At 71.6% G+C, this 19,858-nt stretch carries 18 protein-coding genes; 8 read left to right on the top strand and 10 right to left on the bottom strand.

The genetic code is table 11. The annotated features are described in order from the left end of the window. Positions 1-96: 96 nt before the first annotated feature. The gene (gene mptB / locus IF64_RS0102810) at positions 97-1,704 is read left to right on the top strand and encodes a polyprenol phosphomannose-dependent alpha 1,6 mannosyltransferase MptB (protein WP_030530395.1); all 1,608 of its coding nucleotides are present in this window, start codon (positions 97-99) and stop codon (positions 1,702-1,704) included. Here mptB and IF64_RS0102805 read toward each other — a convergent pair. The 3 genes from IF64_RS0102805 to IF64_RS0102795 are packed head-to-tail and all read right to left on the bottom strand — an operon-like array spanning position 1,673 to position 5,124. Next, positions 1,673-2,137 carry a TIGR03668 family PPOX class F420-dependent oxidoreductase gene (locus tag IF64_RS0102805; protein WP_030530394.1) on the bottom strand — a complete coding sequence of 155 codons (465 nt, stop codon included), beginning with the start codon at positions 2,135-2,137 and terminating at the stop codon, positions 1,673-1,675. The two genes, mptB and IF64_RS0102805, sit on opposite strands and share 32 nt — an antisense overlap. A gap of 9 nt (positions 2,138-2,146) precedes the next feature. Next, the gene (locus IF64_RS0102800; protein ID WP_030530393.1) at positions 2,147-3,088 is read right to left on the bottom strand and encodes a S66 peptidase family protein; all 942 of its coding nucleotides are present in this window, start codon (positions 3,086-3,088) and stop codon (positions 2,147-2,149) included. Then, on the bottom strand, positions 3,085-5,124 hold the full coding sequence (locus IF64_RS0102795) for a prolyl oligopeptidase family serine peptidase (RefSeq protein WP_030530392.1): 2,040 nt from the start codon (positions 5,122-5,124) through the stop codon (positions 3,085-3,087). Before IF64_RS0102795 ends, IF64_RS0102800 begins: the two co-directional genes overlap by 4 nt. Before the next feature lie 105 nt (positions 5,125-5,229). Here IF64_RS0102795 and IF64_RS0102790 point away from each other — a divergent pair, with 105 nt between their 5' ends. The 6 genes from IF64_RS0102790 (at position 5,230) to IF64_RS0102765 (ending at position 10,226) form a co-directional block, all read left to right on the top strand. Then, positions 5,230-5,808 (top strand): DUF3090 domain-containing protein, encoded by a 579-nt coding sequence (locus tag IF64_RS0102790; RefSeq protein WP_030530391.1) that lies wholly within the window; start codon positions 5,230-5,232, stop codon positions 5,806-5,808. 6 nt (positions 5,809-5,814) lie between these two features. Then, positions 5,815-6,642, top strand: a complete 828-nt coding sequence (locus IF64_RS0102785; RefSeq protein ID WP_051757428.1) for an SCO1664 family protein — start codon at positions 5,815-5,817, stop codon at positions 6,640-6,642. Between the two features lie 59 nt (positions 6,643-6,701). Further along, positions 6,702-7,514 carry a DUF3097 domain-containing protein gene (locus tag IF64_RS0102780; RefSeq protein WP_030530389.1) on the top strand — a complete coding sequence of 271 codons (813 nt, stop codon included), beginning with the start codon at positions 6,702-6,704 and terminating at the stop codon, positions 7,512-7,514. Positions 7,515-7,607: 93 nt separating this feature from the next. Beyond that, positions 7,608-8,039, top strand: a complete 432-nt coding sequence (locus IF64_RS0102775; protein ID WP_030530388.1) for an NfeD family protein — start codon at positions 7,608-7,610, stop codon at positions 8,037-8,039. 66 nt (positions 8,040-8,105) lie between these two features. After that, positions 8,106-8,735, top strand: a complete 630-nt coding sequence (locus IF64_RS0102770; RefSeq protein ID WP_048808404.1) for an SPFH domain-containing protein — start codon at positions 8,106-8,108, stop codon at positions 8,733-8,735. Between the two features lie 120 nt (positions 8,736-8,855). Beyond that, complete coding sequence (locus IF64_RS0102765; protein ID WP_425468473.1) at positions 8,856-10,226, top strand: SPFH domain-containing protein; 1,371 nt, start codon at positions 8,856-8,858, stop codon at positions 10,224-10,226. A gap of 168 nt (positions 10,227-10,394) precedes the next feature. Here IF64_RS0102765 and IF64_RS0102760 read toward each other — a convergent pair whose 3' ends face one another. The 3 genes from IF64_RS0102760 to IF64_RS0102750 form a co-directional block, all read right to left on the bottom strand. Next, on the bottom strand, positions 10,395-11,162 hold the full coding sequence (locus IF64_RS0102760; RefSeq protein WP_030530385.1) for an SGNH/GDSL hydrolase family protein: 768 nt from the start codon (positions 11,160-11,162) through the stop codon (positions 10,395-10,397). A gap of 67 nt (positions 11,163-11,229) precedes the next feature. Continuing rightward, positions 11,230-11,676 carry a cupin domain-containing protein gene (locus IF64_RS0102755; RefSeq protein ID WP_030530384.1) on the bottom strand — a complete coding sequence of 149 codons (447 nt, stop codon included), beginning with the start codon at positions 11,674-11,676 and terminating at the stop codon, positions 11,230-11,232. A 109-nt stretch (positions 11,677-11,785) separates the two neighbouring features. Then, complete coding sequence (locus IF64_RS0102750; RefSeq protein WP_084705608.1) at positions 11,786-14,284, bottom strand: MFS transporter; 2,499 nt, start codon at positions 14,282-14,284, stop codon at positions 11,786-11,788. A 315-nt stretch (positions 14,285-14,599) separates the two neighbouring features. Here IF64_RS0102750 and IF64_RS0102745 point away from each other — a divergent pair, with 315 nt between their 5' ends. Then, positions 14,600-15,442, top strand: a complete 843-nt coding sequence (locus IF64_RS0102745; protein WP_030530382.1) for an arylamine N-acetyltransferase family protein — start codon at positions 14,600-14,602, stop codon at positions 15,440-15,442. A 13-nt stretch (positions 15,443-15,455) separates the two neighbouring features. Here the strand turns inward: IF64_RS0102745 and IF64_RS0102740 are convergent, their stop codons facing one another. The 4 genes from IF64_RS0102740 to add all read right to left on the bottom strand — a co-directional run bounded on the left by IF64_RS0102740 (position 15,456) and on the right by add (position 19,743). Beyond that, positions 15,456-16,961, bottom strand: a complete 1,506-nt coding sequence (locus IF64_RS0102740; protein WP_030530381.1) for a VWA domain-containing protein — start codon at positions 16,959-16,961, stop codon at positions 15,456-15,458. Continuing rightward, positions 16,958-17,863 carry an AAA family ATPase gene (locus IF64_RS0102735; protein WP_036875651.1) on the bottom strand — a complete coding sequence of 302 codons (906 nt, stop codon included), beginning with the start codon at positions 17,861-17,863 and terminating at the stop codon, positions 16,958-16,960. Before IF64_RS0102735 ends, IF64_RS0102740 begins: the two co-directional genes overlap by 4 nt. 170 nt (positions 17,864-18,033) lie before the next feature. Continuing rightward, the gene (locus tag IF64_RS0102730) at positions 18,034-18,807 is read right to left on the bottom strand and encodes a putative protein N(5)-glutamine methyltransferase (RefSeq protein ID WP_030530379.1); all 774 of its coding nucleotides are present in this window, start codon (positions 18,805-18,807) and stop codon (positions 18,034-18,036) included. 9 nt (positions 18,808-18,816) lie between these two features. Further along, positions 18,817-19,743, bottom strand: a complete 927-nt coding sequence (gene add, locus IF64_RS0102725) for an adenosine deaminase (RefSeq protein ID WP_030530378.1) — start codon at positions 19,741-19,743, stop codon at positions 18,817-18,819. Between the last annotated feature and the right edge of the window lie 115 nt (positions 19,744-19,858).

The following is a 19,858-nucleotide window of genomic DNA, read 5'->3' as shown; positions in this document are numbered from 1 at the left end:
CGCAGGCGGTGCGCCGACGATGCGGCACCCGGTGAGCGACCGTGCGCCGGGTGATACCGGGCCCGCCGAACGCGGTGTGTAACCTCAAATCCCAGTATGGCGACCACCACAGACCCTGTGCCCGGTGCCGGCACCCGGACCGGCAAGGGCATCGCTGACACGTTCCTGCCGGGCGACGCCGACGGCGCCGCACCGCGGTACCCGCTGCGCACGACGGTGATGGGCATCGTCGGCAGCGTCCTGGTGCTCATCGCGTCGTTCGGAGCCGCGGGCGTGCTCGTGCACGACCCGATCCTCAGCGACGGTCCGTTGTCGTGGATCCGGTTCGGCCACGGCCAGGTGCTGATGACGGGACTGCTGTACGTCGGCTTCGGCCTCGTCGTGTGGGCGTGGATCCGCCTCGGCCGATACGTGCTCGCCGGTCGCGTCGGCACCCGGCCGGTCGTCATCGCCGCGCTGTCGTGGATGGCACCGCTGCTGGCGGCGCCGCCGCTGTTCACCCGCGACGTCTACTCCTACCTCGGCCAGGGCGCACAGCTGCTGCACGGCCTCGACCCGTACGCCTACGGTCCCTCGGCCCTGCAGACCCTGCCGACCGTGGTCGAGAACGTCCACCCGCTGTGGCAGACCACGCCCGCGCCCTACGGGCCGCTGTTCCTGTGGGTGTCCAAGAGCATCGTCGGCATCACGGGCGACAACGTCATCGCGGGCGTGATCGTCACCCGCCTCGTCCTGCTGGCAGGCCTGGCCGCCGTGCTGTGGGCCCTGCCGCGGCTCGTGCGCAGGCTCGGCGGCAACCTGCCGGTGACGATGTGGCTCGCGGTCGCCAGCCCGATGATGGTCATCCACCTCGTCGGCGGCCCGCACAACGACCTGCTCATGCTCGGTTTCCTCACAGTCGGCGTGCTGGCGGCACTCGAGCGCAAACACGCCGTGGCGATCGTGCTGGTCACCATCGGCATGCTGATCAAGCCGACCGCCGCGATCGCCCTGCCGTTCCTGGTGTGGATCTGGGCGAACCACCTGCCGGCGGACAAGAACCTGTTCCGCCGTTTCCTCACGGCCGTGACGCCGTCGGTGGGCATCTTCGGCGCCGTGTTCGTCCTCGGCACGTGGGCCTCACTGGGCTCGTTCAACCTGGGCTGGTTCGCCGGGCTGTCGGCGCCGCAGATCATCGTCAACTGGCTGAACTTCCCCAGCGGCGTCGGCGAGGCCGTGCACACCCTCGTCAAGACCGTCGTCGACGTGCCGCCCGCACCGTTCATCGACGTGGCCAGGGGCCTCGGCTGGCTGGTGCTGGCCGCCATCGTGGTGCGGCAGTGGTGGCTGGCCCGCAACGGCACGGAGAACACCACGATCTTCCGCATGGGAATCGCGCTGCTGACCGTGGCGATCTTCGCGCCGCCGACGTTGCCGTGGTACCTGACGTGGGGCTTCGTCATCCTGTCGCTGTTCCGTTGGAAGCGCGAGCACCTCGCCGCCGTCGTCGGGATCTCGGTGTTCCTCGTGCTCGTGTACTACCCGACCGGCGAACAGAGCCTGTACCACTGGCTGTTCATCCTCGGCGTGGTCGCGGCGAGCGTGTACGCCTCGGCGTCGTTGCTCAAGCCCGATCCGCTGGGTCTGGTCGCCGCGTGGCGGAAGCCGGACGTGCGCGACCCGGAGCTTCCGCTCAACTCGCCGACCAGCCACGCCACGCGCTGACCCCGATCGACACCACCGGCCCGCGCGGGGGCAGATCCTCGTACTGCGGGTAGCGCATGATCAGCGCACGCACCGCCGACATGCGCGCGGAGCCCTCCTCGTGGATGGTGGCCGTGCCGTCCGCCCGTACCCACCAGAGCCGGCGCCAGTCGTCCTCGTAGTGGTCGACCAGCAGCGACACGTGCGGGTTGGCGGCGATGTTGCGCAGTCGACGCAGGTTCGTCGTCGACTTCGGCTTGTCGTCGACGGCGAACACGACGACGTCCTTGACGGGCGTTCCGTCGTCGCCGGCAGCGGCACCGTGGCCTGCGCTGCCGTCGAGGGCGAACGTGATCGGAACCAGATGGGGGACGCCGTCGGCGCCGGCCGTGGCCAACGTCGCCGAGCGGGCGTCGGCGAACCGAGCACGCGCCTCGGCCTCATCGAGCTGCATACCCCGAGCTTAGGTGCCGTCCGTGCGGGCGGGCGCGGGATTGATCACCAGCCGTGCGGCGTCGGCGTCGAGCTCGCACGGCACCCCGAGTGGCACGGTGAGCGCACCCACGTGGTGGCCGAAGCCGAGTTCCCACACCATCGGCACCTCGAGCGGGCCGAGTCGTTCCAGCACCAGTTCCTCGATCTCGGCGGGCTCGCCGCATCCGCTCCACGACCCGAGAGCGATACCGGCCACCCCGTCGAACCAGCCCGACCGCAGCAGCTGCGTGAGCATCCGATCGATGCGGTAGGTGTCCTCCCCGACGTCCTCGAGCAGAGCGATGGCTCCCGCGGCCGACTGCGCCTCGGGGGTGCCCGCGCTCGCCGCCAGCAGGCACAGGTTGCCGCCGATCGTCGGGCCCTGCGCCGCGCCCTTCACCAGCGTCCTCGCGTGCGGCCCCTGCACCGTGCGGGTCGCCGCGGGCTCGAACAGCGCCGTGCGCAGGCTCTCGGCCGCGGTGGCGTCGAAGTGGGTGGAGGCAGGCATCGTGGCGAACACCGTCGGCAGGCCGAGCCGGTTCGCGATCGCGGCGTGCAACGCCGTGATGTCGCTCGATCCCGCGAACGGCTTCGGGCCCGCGGCGGCCACGGCGTCCCAGTCGACCAGATCGATCATGCGCTGCGCACCGTAGCCGCCCCTGGCCGCCACGACCGCCGCGACGTCGTCGCGTGTCCATGCCGCCTCGAAGTCGGCCGCCCGCTGCTCGTCGGTGCCGGCGAGGTACCCACGCCGCGGATGCCGCGCCCGCACGCTGTCGAACACCTGCACCGTCAGTCCCCACGAGGTGAACGCGTCGACGGCCTGGGTCACCAGATGCTCGGGCACCGGCCCGGACGGGGCGATCAGCGCGACGGTGTCCCCGCGGCGCAGACCACGCATGCCCGCCGCGCCCGGCACGCGCTGCGTCATCGGCGCAGCTCCAGGGCCGCGACACCCGGGGTGGCGAAACCGAACACCTGCCCGTAGAACGCGAGTTCCGCTTCGAGCGCGGTGACGATGGTCGCGGCGCGGCGGAATCCGTGCTGTTCGCCCGCGAACGTGAGGAACGCGTGCGGGATGCCGCTGCCCTCCAACGCGTCGACGAACCGCTGCGCCTGCTCGGGCGGGCAGATCTCGTCCTCGAGTCCCTGGAGCATCAGCACGGCCGCTGCGAGGTTGTCCAGGTTGTGCATGGGGGAGCGGGCGCGGTACCGCTGCGCCGTCTCCGGCAGCGGTCCGACGAGCCCGTCGACGTAACGCGACTCGAAGTCGTGGGTCTCGCCGCCCTCGCCCGTCCACTGCGACAGGTCCAGGATCGGGAACTTGACGGTCGCGGCCCGGTAGGTGCCTGCCGTGTCGGCCGTCGTCACCGACGCCGCCGACGTGAACCCGCCCGCGCTGCCGCCACGGATGCCGACCCGCTCGGGATCGAGCGTCCCTTCCGCGGCCAGCGCCCCGGCGACCGCGGCGCAGTCCGCGACGTCCACGACGCCCCACTGCTCGCGCAGCCGTTCCCGGTAACGCCGCCCGTATCCGGTCGACCCGCCGTAGTCGACCGCCACGACACCGATGCCCCGGCTGGTGAAGTACGAGAAGTCCAGGTCGAGCACCGGATGGTTGCGTCCGGTCGGCCCGCCGTGGACGTGCACCAGGTACGGCGGCAGCTCACCCTCCGGGGCGGCGAAGTCCGGGTTGCGCGGCGCGTAGACGTAGGCGGGCACGTCCTCGCCGCCGGAGGTGCGGAACGTGCGTTCCTCCGGCACCGAGAGGTACTCGGCGGGCGGCAGCGGCGGCTGCGGTGTCAGATGCGTGACCGTCCCGTCGGCGGGGTCGACACGGACCACCGCGAGTTCGGACCGCGGGCCCGCGGCGACCCCCACCACGGCGCCGTCGTGGACCGCCACGGTCGGGGACCAGGACGTGAGCTCGGGAGCCAGCGGCGTGCACGAACCGTCGGCCTCGTCGAGCACGGCCAGCCTGCTCGAGGCGAGCACCGCGTGGCGGCCGTCGCCGAGCTGGGCGCTCCACCGGGAACCGACCTTCCACATCGGCCCACCGAGTTCCGCCTCGACCGGGACCACCGGGACGGGCGAGCCGGCCGCGCCCTCGGCGTGCTGGAGGTCGACCCGGTGGAGGTTCCACCATCCGCCGGGGTCGGCGAGTGCGAGCAGCGTCGTCGCGCTCTCCCAGTCGAGCTGGCAGACCGACACTCCGCGGCCTCCCAGCACGACGCGGTGCGGGCCGAACGTGCCGGAGGCATCGATCTCGGCCACGCACACCTCGGTCTCGTCCCAGGGCATGGCCGGGTGGTTCCAGCCGAGCCAGGCCGCCCGCGTGCCGTCGGGCGAGATCTGCGGGGCCGTCATGAAGTGATGGGTGGCCGCCAGCGACCGGATCGCACCGTCGAGGCCCACCGCGACCAGGTCACGTGCGATGTCGGTTCGCCGGGAGCCCACGACGGTCTCCCGGACCGCCCACACCTCGCCCACCTCGCCTCGGAGGCCGGGGCGCAGATCGCCGTACCGCACGCCGTGCGGCTGGTCGGGTTCCGGCGTCAGCGCGCGCACCGGTCCGCCCGCGACGTCGCGCGCGTGGATGCGCTGGTCGGCCCAGTGCGTGAAGACGATGGTCCCGCCGGTCCCGCCGGTCCCGCCGGTGTCGACTGCGCCTCCCGTGCCTGCGGTGTCGCCGACCACCTGCCACGGCCTGCCGCCGTACTCGTGGAGCCGGTTGCGGACGTTCCACGGTGCGGGCAGTACGTCCTCGACCGCACCGCTCGCACCGAGCCGCACCAGCGCGACGCGGCCGCCCTCCGCGGGCCTCGACTCGGCCCACCACACGCTCCCGCCTTCGGTTCCGGGACCGCCGGACACGACGTCGAGCCACTGTGGGGTCACTCCCGCCGCGGCCACGTCCGCGGCCTCGATCGGGGAGGACCAGGTTCCGAAGGGTGCGATCGCAGGCATGCGCGCCAGCCTAGAGGCACGGGCCGCGGCGCATCGACAAGATCACGAGACGCGCCGCACCCGGACGAGACCCGGCGGGGAAGTTGGCTTAGGGTCGTAAGGGCCATGGCTCGTGTCATCCACGTCTTCCGCCAGCCCGACCGGTTCGTCGCGGGAACCGTCGGGGAACCCGGTGATCGCACGTTCTACCTGCAGGCCACCGAGGACACGCGCACCATCAGCGTGACCATCGAGAAGCAGCAGGTCTCCGTGCTCGCCGAACGTCTGAGCTCGCTGCTCGAGGAGATCGCCAGCAGGTTCGACGCCGAAGTCCCCGACGAGGCGCCGGACGAACTCCTCGACAACGACCCGCTCTCCGTGCCGGTCGAGGAGGAGTTCCGCGTCGGCACCATGGGGCTGGGCTGGGACGCCGAGACCCAGGCCGTCGTGATCGAACTGCTCGCCGTCACCGAGGGCGAGGTCGACGAGACGGTCGTGCTCGACGACACCGAGGAGGGTCCCGACGCGGTGCGGGTGTTCCTCAGCCCCGCGGCGGCCCGTGCGTTCGCCTCGCGCGCCGACCGGGTCGTCGGTGCCGGGAGGAAGCCGTGCCCGCTGTGCGGCGAACCACTCGACCCGGCAGGGCACATCTGCCCACGCCAGAACGGGTACCGGCGCGACTCGGAACTCACCGACGAGGGCTGAGGCGAGGTGTCCGAGGCCCCCAACGACCGTGACCGGCCCGTCGACCCGGCGGATCCCGCCGTGGCCGAACTGATCACGCGTGGGCGGATCGAGGTCGAGGGCAGGCTCGTCGACGCCTCCAACGTGACGTTGTTCGGCTCCGTGGAGCTCGACGGGCTGCAGGCCGAGGTCGTGTACAAGCCGGTGGCGGGGGAACGGCCGCTGTGGGACTTCCCCGACGGCACCCTCGCAGGGCGCGAGGTCGCCACGGCGCTGATCGCCCAGGCCGCCGAGATCGGCCACGTGCCACCCACGGTGCTGCGGGAGGGCCCGTTCGGCGACGGCATGGTGCAGCTGTGGATCGACACCGACGACACCGACGAACTCGTCGACGTCGTCGCACCCGAGGACCTGCCCGACGGCTGGCGCGTGGTGCTGCGGGCCGCCGACGAGGACGGTGACCCGCTCGTGGTCGCCCACGCCGACCGGCCGGGGTTGCGCGACCTCGCGATCCTCGACGTCGTGGTCAACAACACCGACCGCAAGGGCGGGCACATCCTGCCCGGTGCCGACGGGCGCATCTACGGCATCGACCACGGCATCTGCCTGCACAGCGACCCCAAGTTGCGCACCGTGCTCTGGGGGTGGACCGGCGAGCCGCTTCCCGACGAGGCACTCGACAAGCTCCGCAAGCTCCGGTGGACGCTGGACCGCGAGCTCGGCGAGACGCTGTCGGCCCACCTGACGGCCGCCGAGATCGCCGCACTCGCCGCCCGCACGGACGCTCTCATCGCCACGGGCGTGCACCCGGCGCCGAGCGGGGAGTGGCAGGCCGTTCCCTGGCCCCTGTTCTGAGGTCTGCCGCGCGTGGCGCTCCCGGACTGCGCCGGGCCGTGCCGCTAGGTTCTCGGGTCGTGCGATCCCACGCGTATGGCGACATCCTGTCCGGCGCTCGCAAGCGCAAGGTGCCCGAGGTCCCGGCGGACCCCGGCCTCGTCGTGGAGGACCCGGCGAGCGGGTTCTGCGGCGCCCTGGTCCGTCTGGAGCACGGCAACGCCGTCCTCGAGGACCGGCACGGCACACACCGGGTCTTCCCGCTCGGCCCCGCCGCCTTCCTGCTCGAGGGCAAGCCGGTGACGCTCGTGCCGGCCCGCGGCGCGCAACAGCCACAGCAGGCACCGGCGCGCTCGGCGTCGGGCTCGGTGCACGTGGACGGCCTGCGCGCCAGGGTGGCCCGCGACTCGCGCATCTGGGTCGAAGGCAAGCACGACGCCGAGCTCGTGGAGCGGATCTGGGGACACGACCTGCGCGTGGAGGGCGTCGTCGTGGAGCCGCTGGACGGCGTGGACGTGCTGGCCGACGCGATCGCCGAGTTCGGCACCGGGCCGGGGCGCAGGCTCGGTGTGCTGGTCGACCACCTCGTGCCCGGAAGTAAGGAGTCGCGGATCGTCGAGGGCATCACCGACCCCGACGTGATGATCACCGGGCACCCGTACGTCGACATCTGGGAGGCCGTCAAACCCGACGCGCTCGGCATCGAGGCCTGGCCGCGCGTTCCGAAGGGCACCGAGTGGAAGCGCGGGGTGTGCGATGCGCTCGGCTGGGGCGAGACCTACGAGGGTTGGCAGCGCGTGCTGGCCGCGGTCGGCAGTTTCCGCGACGTCGAGACGCCGCTCATCGGCGCGGTCGAACGGTTGATCGACTTCGTCACCGAACCGTCGGAGTGACCGCACGCCGCACGGCGGGCACCCGAGATCACGCGTGGGTCACGGCGTGTGATCCGGTTCATCCCGACATCATCGATCTGGGAGCATGTGTCCATGACAGCGGCGCTCATCTGGCTCATCGTCGGCATCGTCTTGATCGTGGCCGAGGTGTTGTCCGGCGACTTCGTGCTGCTGATGCTCGGACTCGGCGCGCTGGCCGGGGCGGCGTCGGAGGCGATCACCGGCAACCCCTACGTGGACGTGGCCGTGTTCGCGATCGCCTCGTCGGGACTGTTGTTCCTGGCCAGACCCGCACTCAAGCGCCGGTTCCTGGCCGGACCCGGTGTGAAGACCAACTCCGAGGCCCTCGTGGGCACCCACGCGGTCACGCTCTCGCGGGTGGACGTGCACGGCGGCCAGGTCAAGCTGGCCGGTGACACCTGGTCGGCGCGCGCCATGGCCGACGGCTACGTCATCGATCCGGGCACGCAGGTCACCGTCGTGGAGATCGAAGGCGCCACCGCGGTGGTGGCGGCGGAGATCTGACGCCCGCGTTCCCTCGGGCGGAATTTTCCGAGTCGCATCCACCGTCCACGTCGAGAAGGAGCAGGAGTGGACAACGCCACCGTCGTCGCGGTCGTGACCGTCGTGGTGGTTCTGGCCGCCCTCGTGGTCGCGCCGAAGGCGCTGCTGCGCGTGCGGCCCGAGCAGGCGGTGGTGGTGGAGCGGGGCGGCCGGTTCCGCACCGTGGCCGGCACCGGCCTGCGGCTGCTCGTCCCGTTCGTCGACCGGGTGCGCGCGAGGGTCGATCTGCGGGAGCAGATCCTGCGCATGCCGGCCCAGCCGGTGGTCACGGCCGACGGCGCCGCCGTCGGCGTCGTGGTGACTGTGCGGTTCCGGGTGACGGACGCGCGTGCCGCGGTCTACGACCGTCCGGCGCCGGACGGCACGACCGCCAGGCGGGAGCCGAGCCACATGGAGAGTGTCGAACGCGTCGTCACCACGGCGCTGCGGGAGCTCGGAGGCAGGACGGCGGCCGAACAGCTGCGGTCGGTGCAGGGCGGCGCGGTACTGGCTCCGCACCTGCGCGACCGGGCGGACCGGGAGTGCGCCCCGTGGGGCGTGCGGATCGGCGAGGTCGACGTGACGCCGGCGGATGCGCCGCAACCAGAGCACGCGGAACGGCCGGCGCCGCGTGCACATCCAACAGACGCTGACCGGAGCGGCCACGCGGGCGCGTGATCGCACCAGAAGGACAACCGGTCCGCACAGTGAAGGGGAGAGGAACACGTGTCGACAGCAGGAATCATTGTTGTCGCCGTCATCGCGCTTCTCGTGGTCGTCACGATCTCGAAAGCGCTCATGGTGGTGCCACAATCACAATCGGCCGTCATCGAGCGGCTCGGGCGGTTCAAGGTCGTGGCGGGTCCCGGCCTGAACTTCCTCGTGCCGTTCCTGGACAAGGTGCGCGCGAAGGTCGACCTGCGGGAACAGGTCGTCTCGTTCCCGCCGCAGCCGGTGATCACCCAGGACAACCTGACGGTCTCGATCGACACGGTCGTGTACTTCCAGGTCACCGACTCCCGCGCCGCGGTGTACGAGATCTCGAACTACATCGTCGGTGTGGAACAGCTGACCACGACGACACTGCGCAACCTCGTCGGTGGCATGAGCCTCGAGGACGCGCTGACCTCTCGCGACAACATCAACCAGCAGCTGCGGGGCGTGCTCGACGAGGCGACCGGCCGCTGGGGTATCCGCGTGGCGCGGGTCGAGCTGAAGGCCATCGACCCGCCTCCCTCCATTCAGGACTCGATGGAGAAGCAGATGCGCGCCGACCGGGAGAAGCGCGCCATGGTGCTGACCGCCGAAGGTGAGCGGGAGTCGGCCATCAAGACGGCCGAAGGCCAGAAGCAGAGCCAGATCCTCGCCGCAGAGGGTTCGAAGCAGGCTGCGATCCTGTCCGCGGAGGCCGAGCGCCAGTCCCGCATCCTGCGCGCGCAGGGTGAACGTGCCGCCCGGTACCTGCAGGCTCAGGGCCAGGCCAAGGCCATCGAGAAGGTGTTCGCCGCGATCAAGGCCGGCAAGCCGACGCCGGAGGTGCTGGCCTACCAGTACCTGCAGACGCTGCCGCAGATGGCCCAGGGCGACGCGAACAAGGTGTGGATGATCCCGAGCGAGTACGGCAAGGCCCTCGAGGGCTTCGCCCGCCAGCTCGGCGCTCCCGGCGAGGACGGCGTGTTCCGGTACGAGCCGCCGAAGGACGACCAGACCGAGATGCCGCCGCTCGAGGACGAGGAGGTTGCCGCGTGGTTCGACACCAAGTCGGACCCGAGCGTCGCCGAGGCCGTGCGCGAGGCCGAGAAGGTCGCCCGCCAGGAGGTCGGCCCGCTGCACGGCACGCCGTCCGCGCCGCCCCCGCCGCCTGCCGCGCTGCAGGCGCTCGGTGGCGGCCAGCCCGTGCAGACGGGCTCGTCGCAGGAGAAGGAGAAGGAGGAGGCCGAGTCGTCGCCGGAGCTCCCGCCGGTGCCGCCCGCGCAGCCGTCCGCCCCGCAGACCCCGCCGCCCCAGCAGGCACAGCCCCAGCAGCCTCCGCAGCAGCAGCCGCCGCAGGCGGGGCCGTACGGCGGTAACCCGGGTCAGCAGCCGCCCCAGCAGCCGCCGCAGCCTCCGCAGGGTGGGCAGTTCCCGCCGCAGGGCCCGCCTTTCGGTGGCCCGCCGCGGCAGCAGTGAGCATCTGCAGCGGTAACTCGTAACACCGGAAGGGCCGGTTCCCACTTGCCTGCGCCGTGGGAACCGGCCCTTCCGGCTGTTCGGGGCCCGCTCAGCGGCGTGGGGTCAGGCGGTAGTGCAGGGCGAGCACCGGGAGACGCGGCGAGGCACGCCGCGGCCCCGGGACGTTCATGGCCGGGAGACGACCGGGGCCGGCTCGGGGCGTTTCGCCGTCACGGCGTCGCCGGAGGACGTGCCACGCAGCCGCCTGCCGATCCAGGGCACGACGTGGGTGCGCGCCCAGTGCAGGTTCTCGGCACGGCGTTGTGCCGCGGTCGTGGCAGGCGGCGGGCCGAGCTCGACCGGCGGCACGCGGTGCGGCACGCCGAGCGTGTCGAGTACCGCCTTGGCGACGGTCGTGTGCCCGTCGGGGCCGAGATGGATCCGGTCCGCGGACCACATGCGACGGTCGCGCAGCGCCCGCATCGCCCACATGTCCACGACCAGCGCGCCGTGCCGGGCCGCGATGAGGCGTACGTGTTCGTTGTAGACGGCCGTCCGCCCGCGCATCTTGCGGAACACCGGGTCCTCGATGCCGTCGACGCCGGTGAACAGCACGACGGTGGCGCCGGATGCGGCGAGTTTGCCGACGGCCACGTCGTAGGTCTCGGCGAGCCGGTCGATGTCCGGCCGCGGGCGCATCAGGTCGTTCCCGCCTGCGTACAGCGTCACGAGGTCGGGTCGCATCGTGAGGGCGGGATCGATCTGTTCGGCGACGATGCGGTCGAGCAGGCGGCCACGGACCGCCAGATTGGCGTAGGTCACCGAGGGGTCGGCGGCGGCGAGTGCCTCGGCGACGCGATCGGCCCAGCCTCGGACGCCGTTGGGGTAGGCGGGATCGTCGTCCCCGACCCCTTCCGTGAACGAGTCTCCCAGTGCGACGAACCGCTGGATCATTCCTCGGACTGTATCCCTGCCGGCCGTGTGTCCGCGCACACGCTCACCCGGCGTCGCGGTGTGCGCGTCAGTCGCCGGGGAGCAGGGTGAAGTCGGCGAAATCGAAGCCGGGGCAGACGATGCACGACACGAGCACGTCGTCCGTGACCGGCCGGGCCGACTGCCACACGCCGCCGGGGACGGTGACCTGCAGGTGGTGGCCCTGTTCGACGTCGGGGCCGAGGACGTACCGCTGCGGCTCGGCCGCGGGCCGCTCGCCCGATCCGCCGAGCGAGAGCGTGAGCGGTCCGCCGCGGTGCCACAGCCACAGTTCGTCGCTGCGCACGCGATGCCACGCGGATTCCTCGCCGGAGGCCAGCAGATAGTGGATTCCGGTCGCGAGTGGACGGTCGGAAGGGTATCCCTCCGGCCGATGGCTGTGGCCGGAGGTCCAGGTGCGCCGGAACCAGCCGCCCTCGGGATGCGGTTCCAGATCGAGCGTCTCGGCCAGCGGCGGGCGGTGCGGTGTGGACATGTCCGGAGCATAGAAGACCACGCGCCCGGCACCGGAGCGTCCGGGTACCGGCGACGAGGGTGGCGGTACGGGCCCCCGAACGCCCGTACCGCCACCCTCGTGGTGGGGACTACGCCTGCGGCGTGTCCGAGTCGCTGGCCACGTCCGCACCGTCGGTGCGCTCGCGGCCGAGTGCGTTGTCCGACGAGTAGCCGAGTTCGAAGTCCAGCGAGCCCTCGGCCTCACCCGTGACGCGCACGGTCGCGGTGGCCGGGCCGTATCCGCTGGCGATCACGGTGTACTGGCCGTAGTCGACGTCGTCGAACCGGTACGACCCGTCGGCCGCGGTCATCGTGACGCCCGAGACGTTCCCGTTCTCGTCGAGCAGCACGACGCGAGCCTCCGGGACGGCCGCACCGCTGAGTTCGGACCGCACGATCCCTTCGAGGTGTCCCGCGGCGGTGAGCTCGATGTCCTGGGTGATGCGTTCCCCTGTGGACATCCGCACGGGCGTGGCCTGCGGGCGGTAGCCCTGGGCCGTGACCGCGAGTGTGTACGCGCCGCCGGAGACGTCCGGGAAGCGGTACCAGCCGTCGCCGCCGGTGAGGCTGGCGTCGAGGACGTCGCCGCCTGCGTCGGTCAGCACCACCGTCGCACCGCCCACCGGCCGGGTCTGCTGGGTGCGCACCCGGCCGCTGATCTGGCCGGAACCGGTCAGTGCGATGTCCCGGTGCAACGGCGTCGAACCCAGCTCCACCGACTGCGCCGACGGCTGGAGGTTCTCCGAGGCCGCGATCAGGATGTAGCGGCCGGGTTCCCGGCCGCCCACCCGGAACGCACCGTCCTCGCCGGTCCTGGCCAGGTCGACCTGCGCACCCGCGGCGTCGGTCAGGGTGAGTGTGACACCCGAGGCGGGCTGACCGCCGACCGTCACCACACCGTGCACGACCGCCGTGCGGCGCGCCGCCCCGTTGCCGCCGGCGAACAGGGGAGCGGGCCGCTGCGGCGCGGACTCGGCCGCACGTGCCGCGGGAACCGCCGCGGCCTGGCCGTTGGCGGGCACCGGCGCAGCGAGTTCGGCGGTCTCCTCGGCCGCGGCCGCGTCGCTCTTCGGCTCGGCGTCGTCGGTGATGTCGAGGGTCGTGCGCAGCGGCGTCTCCTTGATGAAGATGACCGCGAGCAACGTGACCACGGCGACGCACGCGCCGATGAAGAACACGTCACCGATCGCGTCGCCGTAGGCGTGGCGCACGATGTCCTGCACCGGCGCGGGCAGCGAGCCCACGTCGAGGGTGTTGCCGCCCCCTCCGGAGCCTGCGGCCGCTCCCATCGGCAGGCCGCGTTCGGCTGCCGATTCGACGATGTAGTCGGTGACGTTGTTGGCCAGTACGGCGCCGAGTGCCGACACACCGGCCGAACCGCCGAGGGTGCGGAAGAACGTCACGACGGCGGTGCTGGAGCCGACGTCCCGCATGCCGACCGTGTTCTGCGCGACCAGGACGAGGTTCTGCATGAGCATGCCGGTGCCGGTACCCATCAGGGCCAGGTAGGCGCCCATCTGCACGAGGTTGATGTCGGCGTCGATCGTGCCCAGCAGGCCGAGTGCGACCACCAGGATCGCCGCGCCGGCGACGAGGAACGGCTTCGTGCGGCCGATCCGCGACACCACCTGACCGGCGATCGTGGACGACAGGAAGAGGCCGAGCACCATCGGCAGCGTCATCAGGCCCGCGTGCGTGGGGGAGTAGCCGCGAGCGATCTGGTAGTACTGCGCCAGGAAGACCGCGCCACCGAACATCGCCGTGCCGACGGCGAGCGTGCCGATGACCGTCAGGCTGAACGAGCGATTGCGGAACAGCTTGAGCGGCACGACCGGTTCGGAGACCTTCGCCTCGACGAGGATCGCCAGCGCGAGGACGACCGCGGCGCCGCCGAGGTACAACGCCGTGGTGGTCGACCACCAGTCGAACTGGTCACCGGCGAGCGAGACCCAGATGAGCACGAGCGCGACACCGCCGACGATGAGCGTGGCGCCGAGCCAGTCGATCTTCACGTCCCGCTTGATCACCGGGAGCTTCAGCGTCTTACCGAGGACGATCAGCGCGAGCACCGCGATCGGCACGCAGACCCAGAAGCACCAGCGCCAGCCGAGTGGCGAGTCGACGATGATGCCGCCGAGCAGCGGGCCGGACACGGTCGCGACGGCGAACGTCGCGCCGATGTAGCCCGAGTACCGGCCGCGTTCGCGCGGCGAGATCATCGCGGCGATCACGGCCTGGACGAGCGCCTGCAGACCACCCATGCCGATGCCCTGGATGGCCCGGTAGGTGATCAGCTCGGGCATCGACTGGGCGAAGCCGCCGAGCACCGAGCCGACGGTGAAGATGATGATCGCCAGCTGGTACAGCAGCTTCTTGCTGAACAGGTCGGCGAGCTTGCCCCAGATGGGGGTGGTCGCCGTCGAGGTCAGCAGCATCGCCGTGATCACCCAGGTGTACTGGCTCTGCGTGCCGTCGAGGTCGGCGATGATCCTGGGGAGTGCGTTGGAGACGATCGTCGAGGACAGGATCGCGACGAGCAGCGCGAGCAGCAGGCCGACGAAGGCCTGCATGATCTCGCGTTTCGACATCGTCGCGTCGGGATCCTCGACGGTCTGAGCGTGCGCGGACGTGGTGAACCCCCTGAGTAGGACAAGACCTGGATAGGACAGGTTCGTGGGAACGGTTATAGCAACATAACAAATAACTTGATTGCTGCAACTACATATTCCCGCGGGTCGCCCTGGCTCCGCCGATCAGGTGAGCCGAAATGGGCGGTTCGTGGGGGATTACCCGCGCTGACGTGCGGTAACTCACTCGCGGGGCCGGGCAGGTGGAGGGCGGCGCGCCGCGTCGCGGTCAGGCCGGGTTGACCTCCAGCGAGGTCGAGGTGTGAGGCTGGCGCCATGACCACCGAGATCACGGGGGCCACTGCACCGGCCACCGACCCGTGGACCGTCGACGTACTGGACCTCGAGGCCTACCTGGCGCGCATCGGCGGTTCCGCCGAGCCGCCTTCGGCACTCGCGCTCGGCGGCCTGCACGAGGCGCACGTGCAAGCCATCCCGTTCGAGAACGTCGACCCGTTCTCCGGGCGCCCACCATCGCTCGACCTCGGCGACATCCAGGCCAAGCTCGTCGGCCGCAGTCGCGGCGGCTACTGCTACGAGCACAGCCTGCTGTTCGCCGCCGCACTCGAACGCCTCGGTTACGACGTCGTGCGGTTGACGGCGCGGGTCCAGCCGCATCGCAACGGGCCGAAGTCGCACATGAACCTGATCGTGGCCGTCGACGGGGCGCGCTACCTCGCCGACGTGGGCTTCGGGGCGAGCGTCCTGCGGCCGATGCCCCTCGAGCACGGCATCGTCGTCGACCAGGCCGGATGGCCGACGCGCCTGCTGCACGGCGACGGCGGGTGGACGCTCGAGAAGTACACGGCACACGGATGGGAGCCGCAATACGCGTTCGACGAGACCCCGCAGCGTCCCGTCGACTACGAGGTGTTCAACCACTACGTCGCGACGCACCCGAAGTCGCCGTTCACCCGTGGCCTGATCGCGATGCGCCTCGAACCCGGCGTCATCACCCAGCTGCTCGGCGGAAAGCGGATCGTCGAACGCCCCGACGGCACCAAGGACGAAACGCCGCTCACCCCGGACGGCGCGCTCGCCGAGCTGGCCGACCTCGGCGTGGTGCTGACCGACGACGAGGCGGACACGCTTCTGCAGGCGATGCGTGCCGCGTCCTGAGCGGGCGGGGCGCTCAGCCGGGCAGCAGCCGCGTCACCAGGTGGGAGAGCTGCCGGATGGTGCGGCACTCGTACATCGGCACTTCGCGGGCGTAGCGGTGGGCCTCGGAATCGCCCGTGCCCCAGGCCGACATCGGTTCGGGGTTGAGCCAGTGGACGTGCCCGGCCCGCTCGGCGATCTCGCGCAGTGCGGGCAGGTTGGGCGGGGCGCCGTTGGTGCGCCCGTCGCCGAGGATGAGCACGCTCGTGCGCGGGCCCAGCGCGTCGGCCCACCCGTCCACGAAGGTCCGGAGTGCACCGTCGTAGTCGCTGCTCATGCCCATGCGTGTCAACGTGGCCTCGGTGAGGATGCGCTCGGCGAGGTGTTCGGGTTCGTCGCGTCCCGCGCGCACGAGATGGGTGATCTCGTCGGTCACTCCGACGAACGCGAAGCTGCGCACCTTCGAGAACTGATCGCTCAGCGCCTGGGTCAGCAGGAGCGTGAACTGGGCGAAGCCGGCGACCGAGCCGGACATGTCGCACAGCAGCACGAGTTCGGGCCGTCCTGGACGCCGCCTGCGCATCACCGGCCGCATCGGCACGCCGCCGGTGGACAACGAGCGGCGCAACGTGCGCCGCAGGTCGATGCGGCCCCGTGCGGCGCGGCGGCGCCGGGCCGCGAGCCGGGTGGCCAGCTTGCGGGACAGCGGCTGCACCGCACGGCGCATCTCGGCGAACTGTTCGGCGGTGGCATTGGTGAAGGCGACGAGTTCGGTCTGCGGCGCGACGGCATGGCGGGCGATCCGCTCCCTGCCGCGCAGTTCGGCGGTACGCCTGCGGGCCTCCGCACGCACGTGTTCGGTGAACGCCGCGATGCCTGCGTCGGCCTCACGTGCGGCCAGCGCCTCGGCCGCGTCGTCGCCGAGCCCTTCGGCGCGGGAGGCCCGGATGGCCTCGCGCAGCCGTGCGCGAAGCGCCTGCGGGCGCACCTGGCCGAGCGTCTGATACGCCGACCAGCCGCTGAGCCGAGCTGCCATGCCCGAACCGGAACCGGAAGCCTCGCCCGATCCCTGGATGCCGGCGACGCCGCCACCGCCCTGTGCGCCTTGTTCGCCGTGACCGCCTTGCCCGCCTTGTCCTCGGCCCGCACCGCCGTAGCCGCCGAACAGGTCCACGCCCGCGGCGGCGAGGGCGCGCACGCGGGCGTCGTCGCCGCTCACCAGCGCGTCGAGCAGAGCGTCCCGCAGCTGCAGCGGCGTCTCGGGCTCGCCGGCGTCGTCGGTGCCGCTGACGGACGTGCCGTGCGCGGCGGGGAAGTACACGTCGAAGACGCCGTCGAACACCGGACGTTGCCCCGCGCCGCGCAGCACGCTCGCGGCGAGTGCCTCGCGGAGCCGGTCCCGGTCGTCGAAGCCGACGACCTCCGCTGCCGCGGCCGCGTCGACCGTCTCCCCGGTGCCGACGGCGACGCCGTGTTCGCGCAGCGAACGCACGAACTCGACAAGCCGCTCGGCGGTGCCGTAGCCGCCGTGGCGGGTCACGCCGTCGCACCAGCCGATTCGCCGATCGGGCCGGTCACCGCGTCGAGCCGGAGCTCGGCCAACGCCTTCCGCTGATCCGGCTCGTACTTGAGGATCACGCCGAGCGTCGAGCGCACGACGTCCTCGGTGAGCGTGTCGGCGCCCAGCGCGAGCAGTGTGCGTGCCCAGTCGACCGACTCCGCGATCGACGGCGACTTGCGCAGCTCCAACTGCCGCAGGGCGCCGACCACGCGGACCAGCGACGCGGCCAGTTCCCGGTCGAGTTCGGGCACGCGCAGCGTCACGATGTCGCGTTCGAGCTCCGCGGCGGGGAAGTCCAGGTGCAGGAACAGGCATCGCCGTTTGAGTGCCTCGGACAGTTCCCGCGTGGCGTTCGAGGTGAGCACCACCAGCGGTGTGCGGGTGGCGGTGATCGTGCCGAGTTCGGGGACCGTCACCTGGAAGTCGCCGAGCACCTCCAGCAGCAGGCCCTCGACCTCGACGTCGGCCTTGTCGACCTCGTCGATGAGCAGCACGGTCGGATCCGGGTTGCGGATCGCGGTGAGCAGTGGCCGCGAGAGCAGGAACTCCTCGCTGAACACGTGCTCGCGCGTGGCGTCCCAGTCCTCGTCCTTGGCCGCCGTGATGCGCAGCAGCTGGCTGGCGTGGTTCCACTCGTACAGCGCCCGCGACTCGTCGATGCCCTCGTAGCACTGGAGACGGATCAGCTCGCTGCCGGTCGCCGCGGCCATGGCCCGCGCCAACTCGGTCTTGCCCACGCCTGCCGGGCCTTCGACCAGCAGCGGCTTGCCGAGCCGGTCGGCGAGGAACACGGTCGTGGCGACCGCATCGGAGGCAAGGTACCCCGCCCCGGCGAGTCGTTCGACGACGTCGTCCACCGACTCGAACACCGCGTCACTCATGCGTCCTCCCAACACCGGCGGATGCGCTCATTGTCTCCTGAGCGAGCGCTCAGCCATGGCCGAGTGAGCGAATTCATGGCCGCGGCCGAGCCTGTTCGCCGACGCCATGTGCGCGGCCCACGCCTGCTACCGCGAGGTGCTCGGCACCGTGCCCTACTTCGTCGTCGGGGTCATCCACAATCCGGAGTTCGCCTGCCGATGACGGCCGTGGCGGACAGCTCGTCGCACGCCTCGGCGTGCGCGTCGAAGCCCGCCATCCGGAGTTCCTCGACGGCGGGGCCGGATTGCGTCTCGCTCGTCTCGCTCAGCAGATGACCGCCCGGTGCGAGCCAGTCGGGTGCGGCGCGGGCCACGCGTCGCAGCACTGCCAAGCCGTCGGCACCTCCGTCGAGCGCCGCCGCCGGTTCGTGGTCGCGTGCCTCCGGCGGCATGGTCGCGATGGCCGCTGAGGGGACGTACGGCACGTTCGCGATCACGACGTCGACGGTTCCGCGAAGCGCCGCCGGCAGCGCGGCGAACAGGTCGCCCTCGTACACGCGTGCGGGCAGGTTGCGACGGGCACAGCGCACTGCGGCCGGATCGAGGTCGGCGGCGTGCACGACGGCATCCGGCCGCGCGTGACGGAGCGCGGCGGCCACCGCCCCCGACCCACAGCACAGGTCGACGGCGACTCCGCCGGGCGGCAGCACGTCCCGTGCCCGCTCGACGAGGAACTCCGTACGCCGGCGTGGCACGAACACGCCCGGTTCGACAACGATCCGCAGGCCCTGGAACTCGGCCCATCCGAGCAGGTACTCGAGGGGTTCACCGGCGACCCGCCGGGCGACCAGGCGCTCCAGATCCGCGGTCGCCCCGCCGGTCGCCTCCTCGAGCAGGGCCGCTTCCTGTTCGGCGAACACGCACCCGCCGGCACGCAATCCGTTCACGACCCATGACTCCACCACCGCGCCAGGCTAGTGCGCCGTACCGAACCTCGCGGTGAAGGCGTGGCGGCGGATGCGCTCGGCGGCGTCGTCACCGACGAGGTCGCGCGCCAGGTCGTACTCGCGGGTGAGCCGGGTGTTGCTGACCGACGGGTTGTCGGTGCACAACGCCACGGGAACCCCTGCGGCGACGAGCGTGCTCAGCGGGTGGTGCGCACGGTCGGTGGCGGCACCGGTCTGGACGTTGCTCGTGATCGCGACCTCGAGGGTGATGCCGTCGGCGGCGAGCAGCTCGAGCAGCGCGGGGTCCTCGGCCGACCGCACGCCATGGCCGATGCGCCGCGGGCGCAGGTATCGCACGGCGTCGCGGACGCTGCCGGGTCCCGCGGCTTCACCGGCGTGGACCGTGACCGCCACGCCTGCGTCGTGGGCGCGGGCGAACACCCCGGCGAACTGGGCGACCGGGAATCCGGCCTCGTCGCCCGCGAGGTCCACACCGACGAGTCGATCGGCGTGGTGCAACAGTCGGCGCATCTGGCGGTCGGCCGACTCGGGGCCCTCGTCCCGCACCACGATGCCGATCAGTCCGACCTCGATCGGCAGACCGTGCCGCGTGGTCGCGTCGCCAACGGTCTCGATCACGGCGTCGGGGTCCAGTCCCGTCAGCCCCGCGATGAACTGCGGGCTGAACCGCAACTCGACCGCGGACAGTCCGTCGTCGCAGGCGTCGGCGATCGCCTCGCGGGTGATACGCCACCAGTCGCCGGTCATGACCGCGAGCCGGGCGGCGTTGTCGATCTTCGCCAGGTACGGCAGCAGGTCGCCTCCACGTCCGGCGACGAAGTCGGCGCGTCGCCGTCCCGTGCCGGTGCGCAGGGCGAGTTCGTGGGCGGTGGAAGGCCGGATCGAACCTTCGAGATGACGGTGCAGATCGGCCAGGGGAGCAGAGACGTCCATGGACAGGGCACATCCTTGGTCGGAGAAGCGGATTCGGACACACGTCGGGCGCGCGATGCGCGCACGTGGTCAGCCCCGAAGGTCCATGCGATAGCTGTGGTCGCCGAAGACCGCG

It is taken from the genome of Prauserella rugosa, assembly GCF_000719975.1.
In the GTDB taxonomy this organism is placed as follows: domain Bacteria; phylum Actinomycetota; class Actinomycetes; order Mycobacteriales; family Pseudonocardiaceae; genus Prauserella; species Prauserella rugosa.
The sequence above is the reverse complement of the archived record's forward strand: the minus strand, read 5'-3'. Positions and strand labels throughout refer to the sequence as shown.

Coding starts and splice junctions, on each gene's coding strand:
- IF64_RS0102765 (WP_425468473.1), top strand. CDS start 8,856: ATGGTGGTGCCACAATCACAATCGGCCGTCATCGAGCGGCTCGGGCGG.
- IF64_RS0102775 (WP_030530388.1), top strand. CDS start 7,608: ATGACAGCGGCGCTCATCTGGCTCATCGTCGGCATCGTCTTGATCGTG.
- IF64_RS0102795 (WP_030530392.1), bottom strand. CDS start 5,124: ATGCCTGCGATCGCACCCTTCGGAACCTGGTCCTCCCCGATCGAGGCC.
- IF64_RS0102750 (WP_084705608.1), bottom strand. CDS start 14,284: ATGTCGAAACGCGAGATCATGCAGGCCTTCGTCGGCCTGCTGCTCGCG.
- add (WP_030530378.1), bottom strand. CDS start 19,743: ATGGACGTCTCTGCTCCCCTGGCCGATCTGCACCGTCATCTCGAAGGT.
- IF64_RS0102755 (WP_030530384.1), bottom strand. CDS start 11,676: ATGTCCACACCGCACCGCCCGCCGCTGGCCGAGACGCTCGATCTGGAA.
- IF64_RS0102735 (WP_036875651.1), bottom strand. CDS start 17,863: ATGAGTGACGCGGTGTTCGAGTCGGTGGACGACGTCGTCGAACGACTC.
- IF64_RS0102805 (WP_030530394.1), bottom strand. CDS start 2,137: ATGCAGCTCGATGAGGCCGAGGCGCGTGCTCGGTTCGCCGACGCCCGC.
- IF64_RS0102800 (WP_030530393.1), bottom strand. CDS start 3,088: ATGACGCAGCGCGTGCCGGGCGCGGCGGGCATGCGTGGTCTGCGCCGC.
- IF64_RS0102745 (WP_030530382.1), top strand. CDS start 14,600: ATGACCACCGAGATCACGGGGGCCACTGCACCGGCCACCGACCCGTGG.
- IF64_RS0102760 (WP_030530385.1), bottom strand. CDS start 11,162: ATGATCCAGCGGTTCGTCGCACTGGGAGACTCGTTCACGGAAGGGGTC.
- IF64_RS0102790 (WP_030530391.1), top strand. CDS start 5,230: ATGGCTCGTGTCATCCACGTCTTCCGCCAGCCCGACCGGTTCGTCGCG.
- mptB (WP_030530395.1), top strand. CDS start 97: ATGGCGACCACCACAGACCCTGTGCCCGGTGCCGGCACCCGGACCGGC.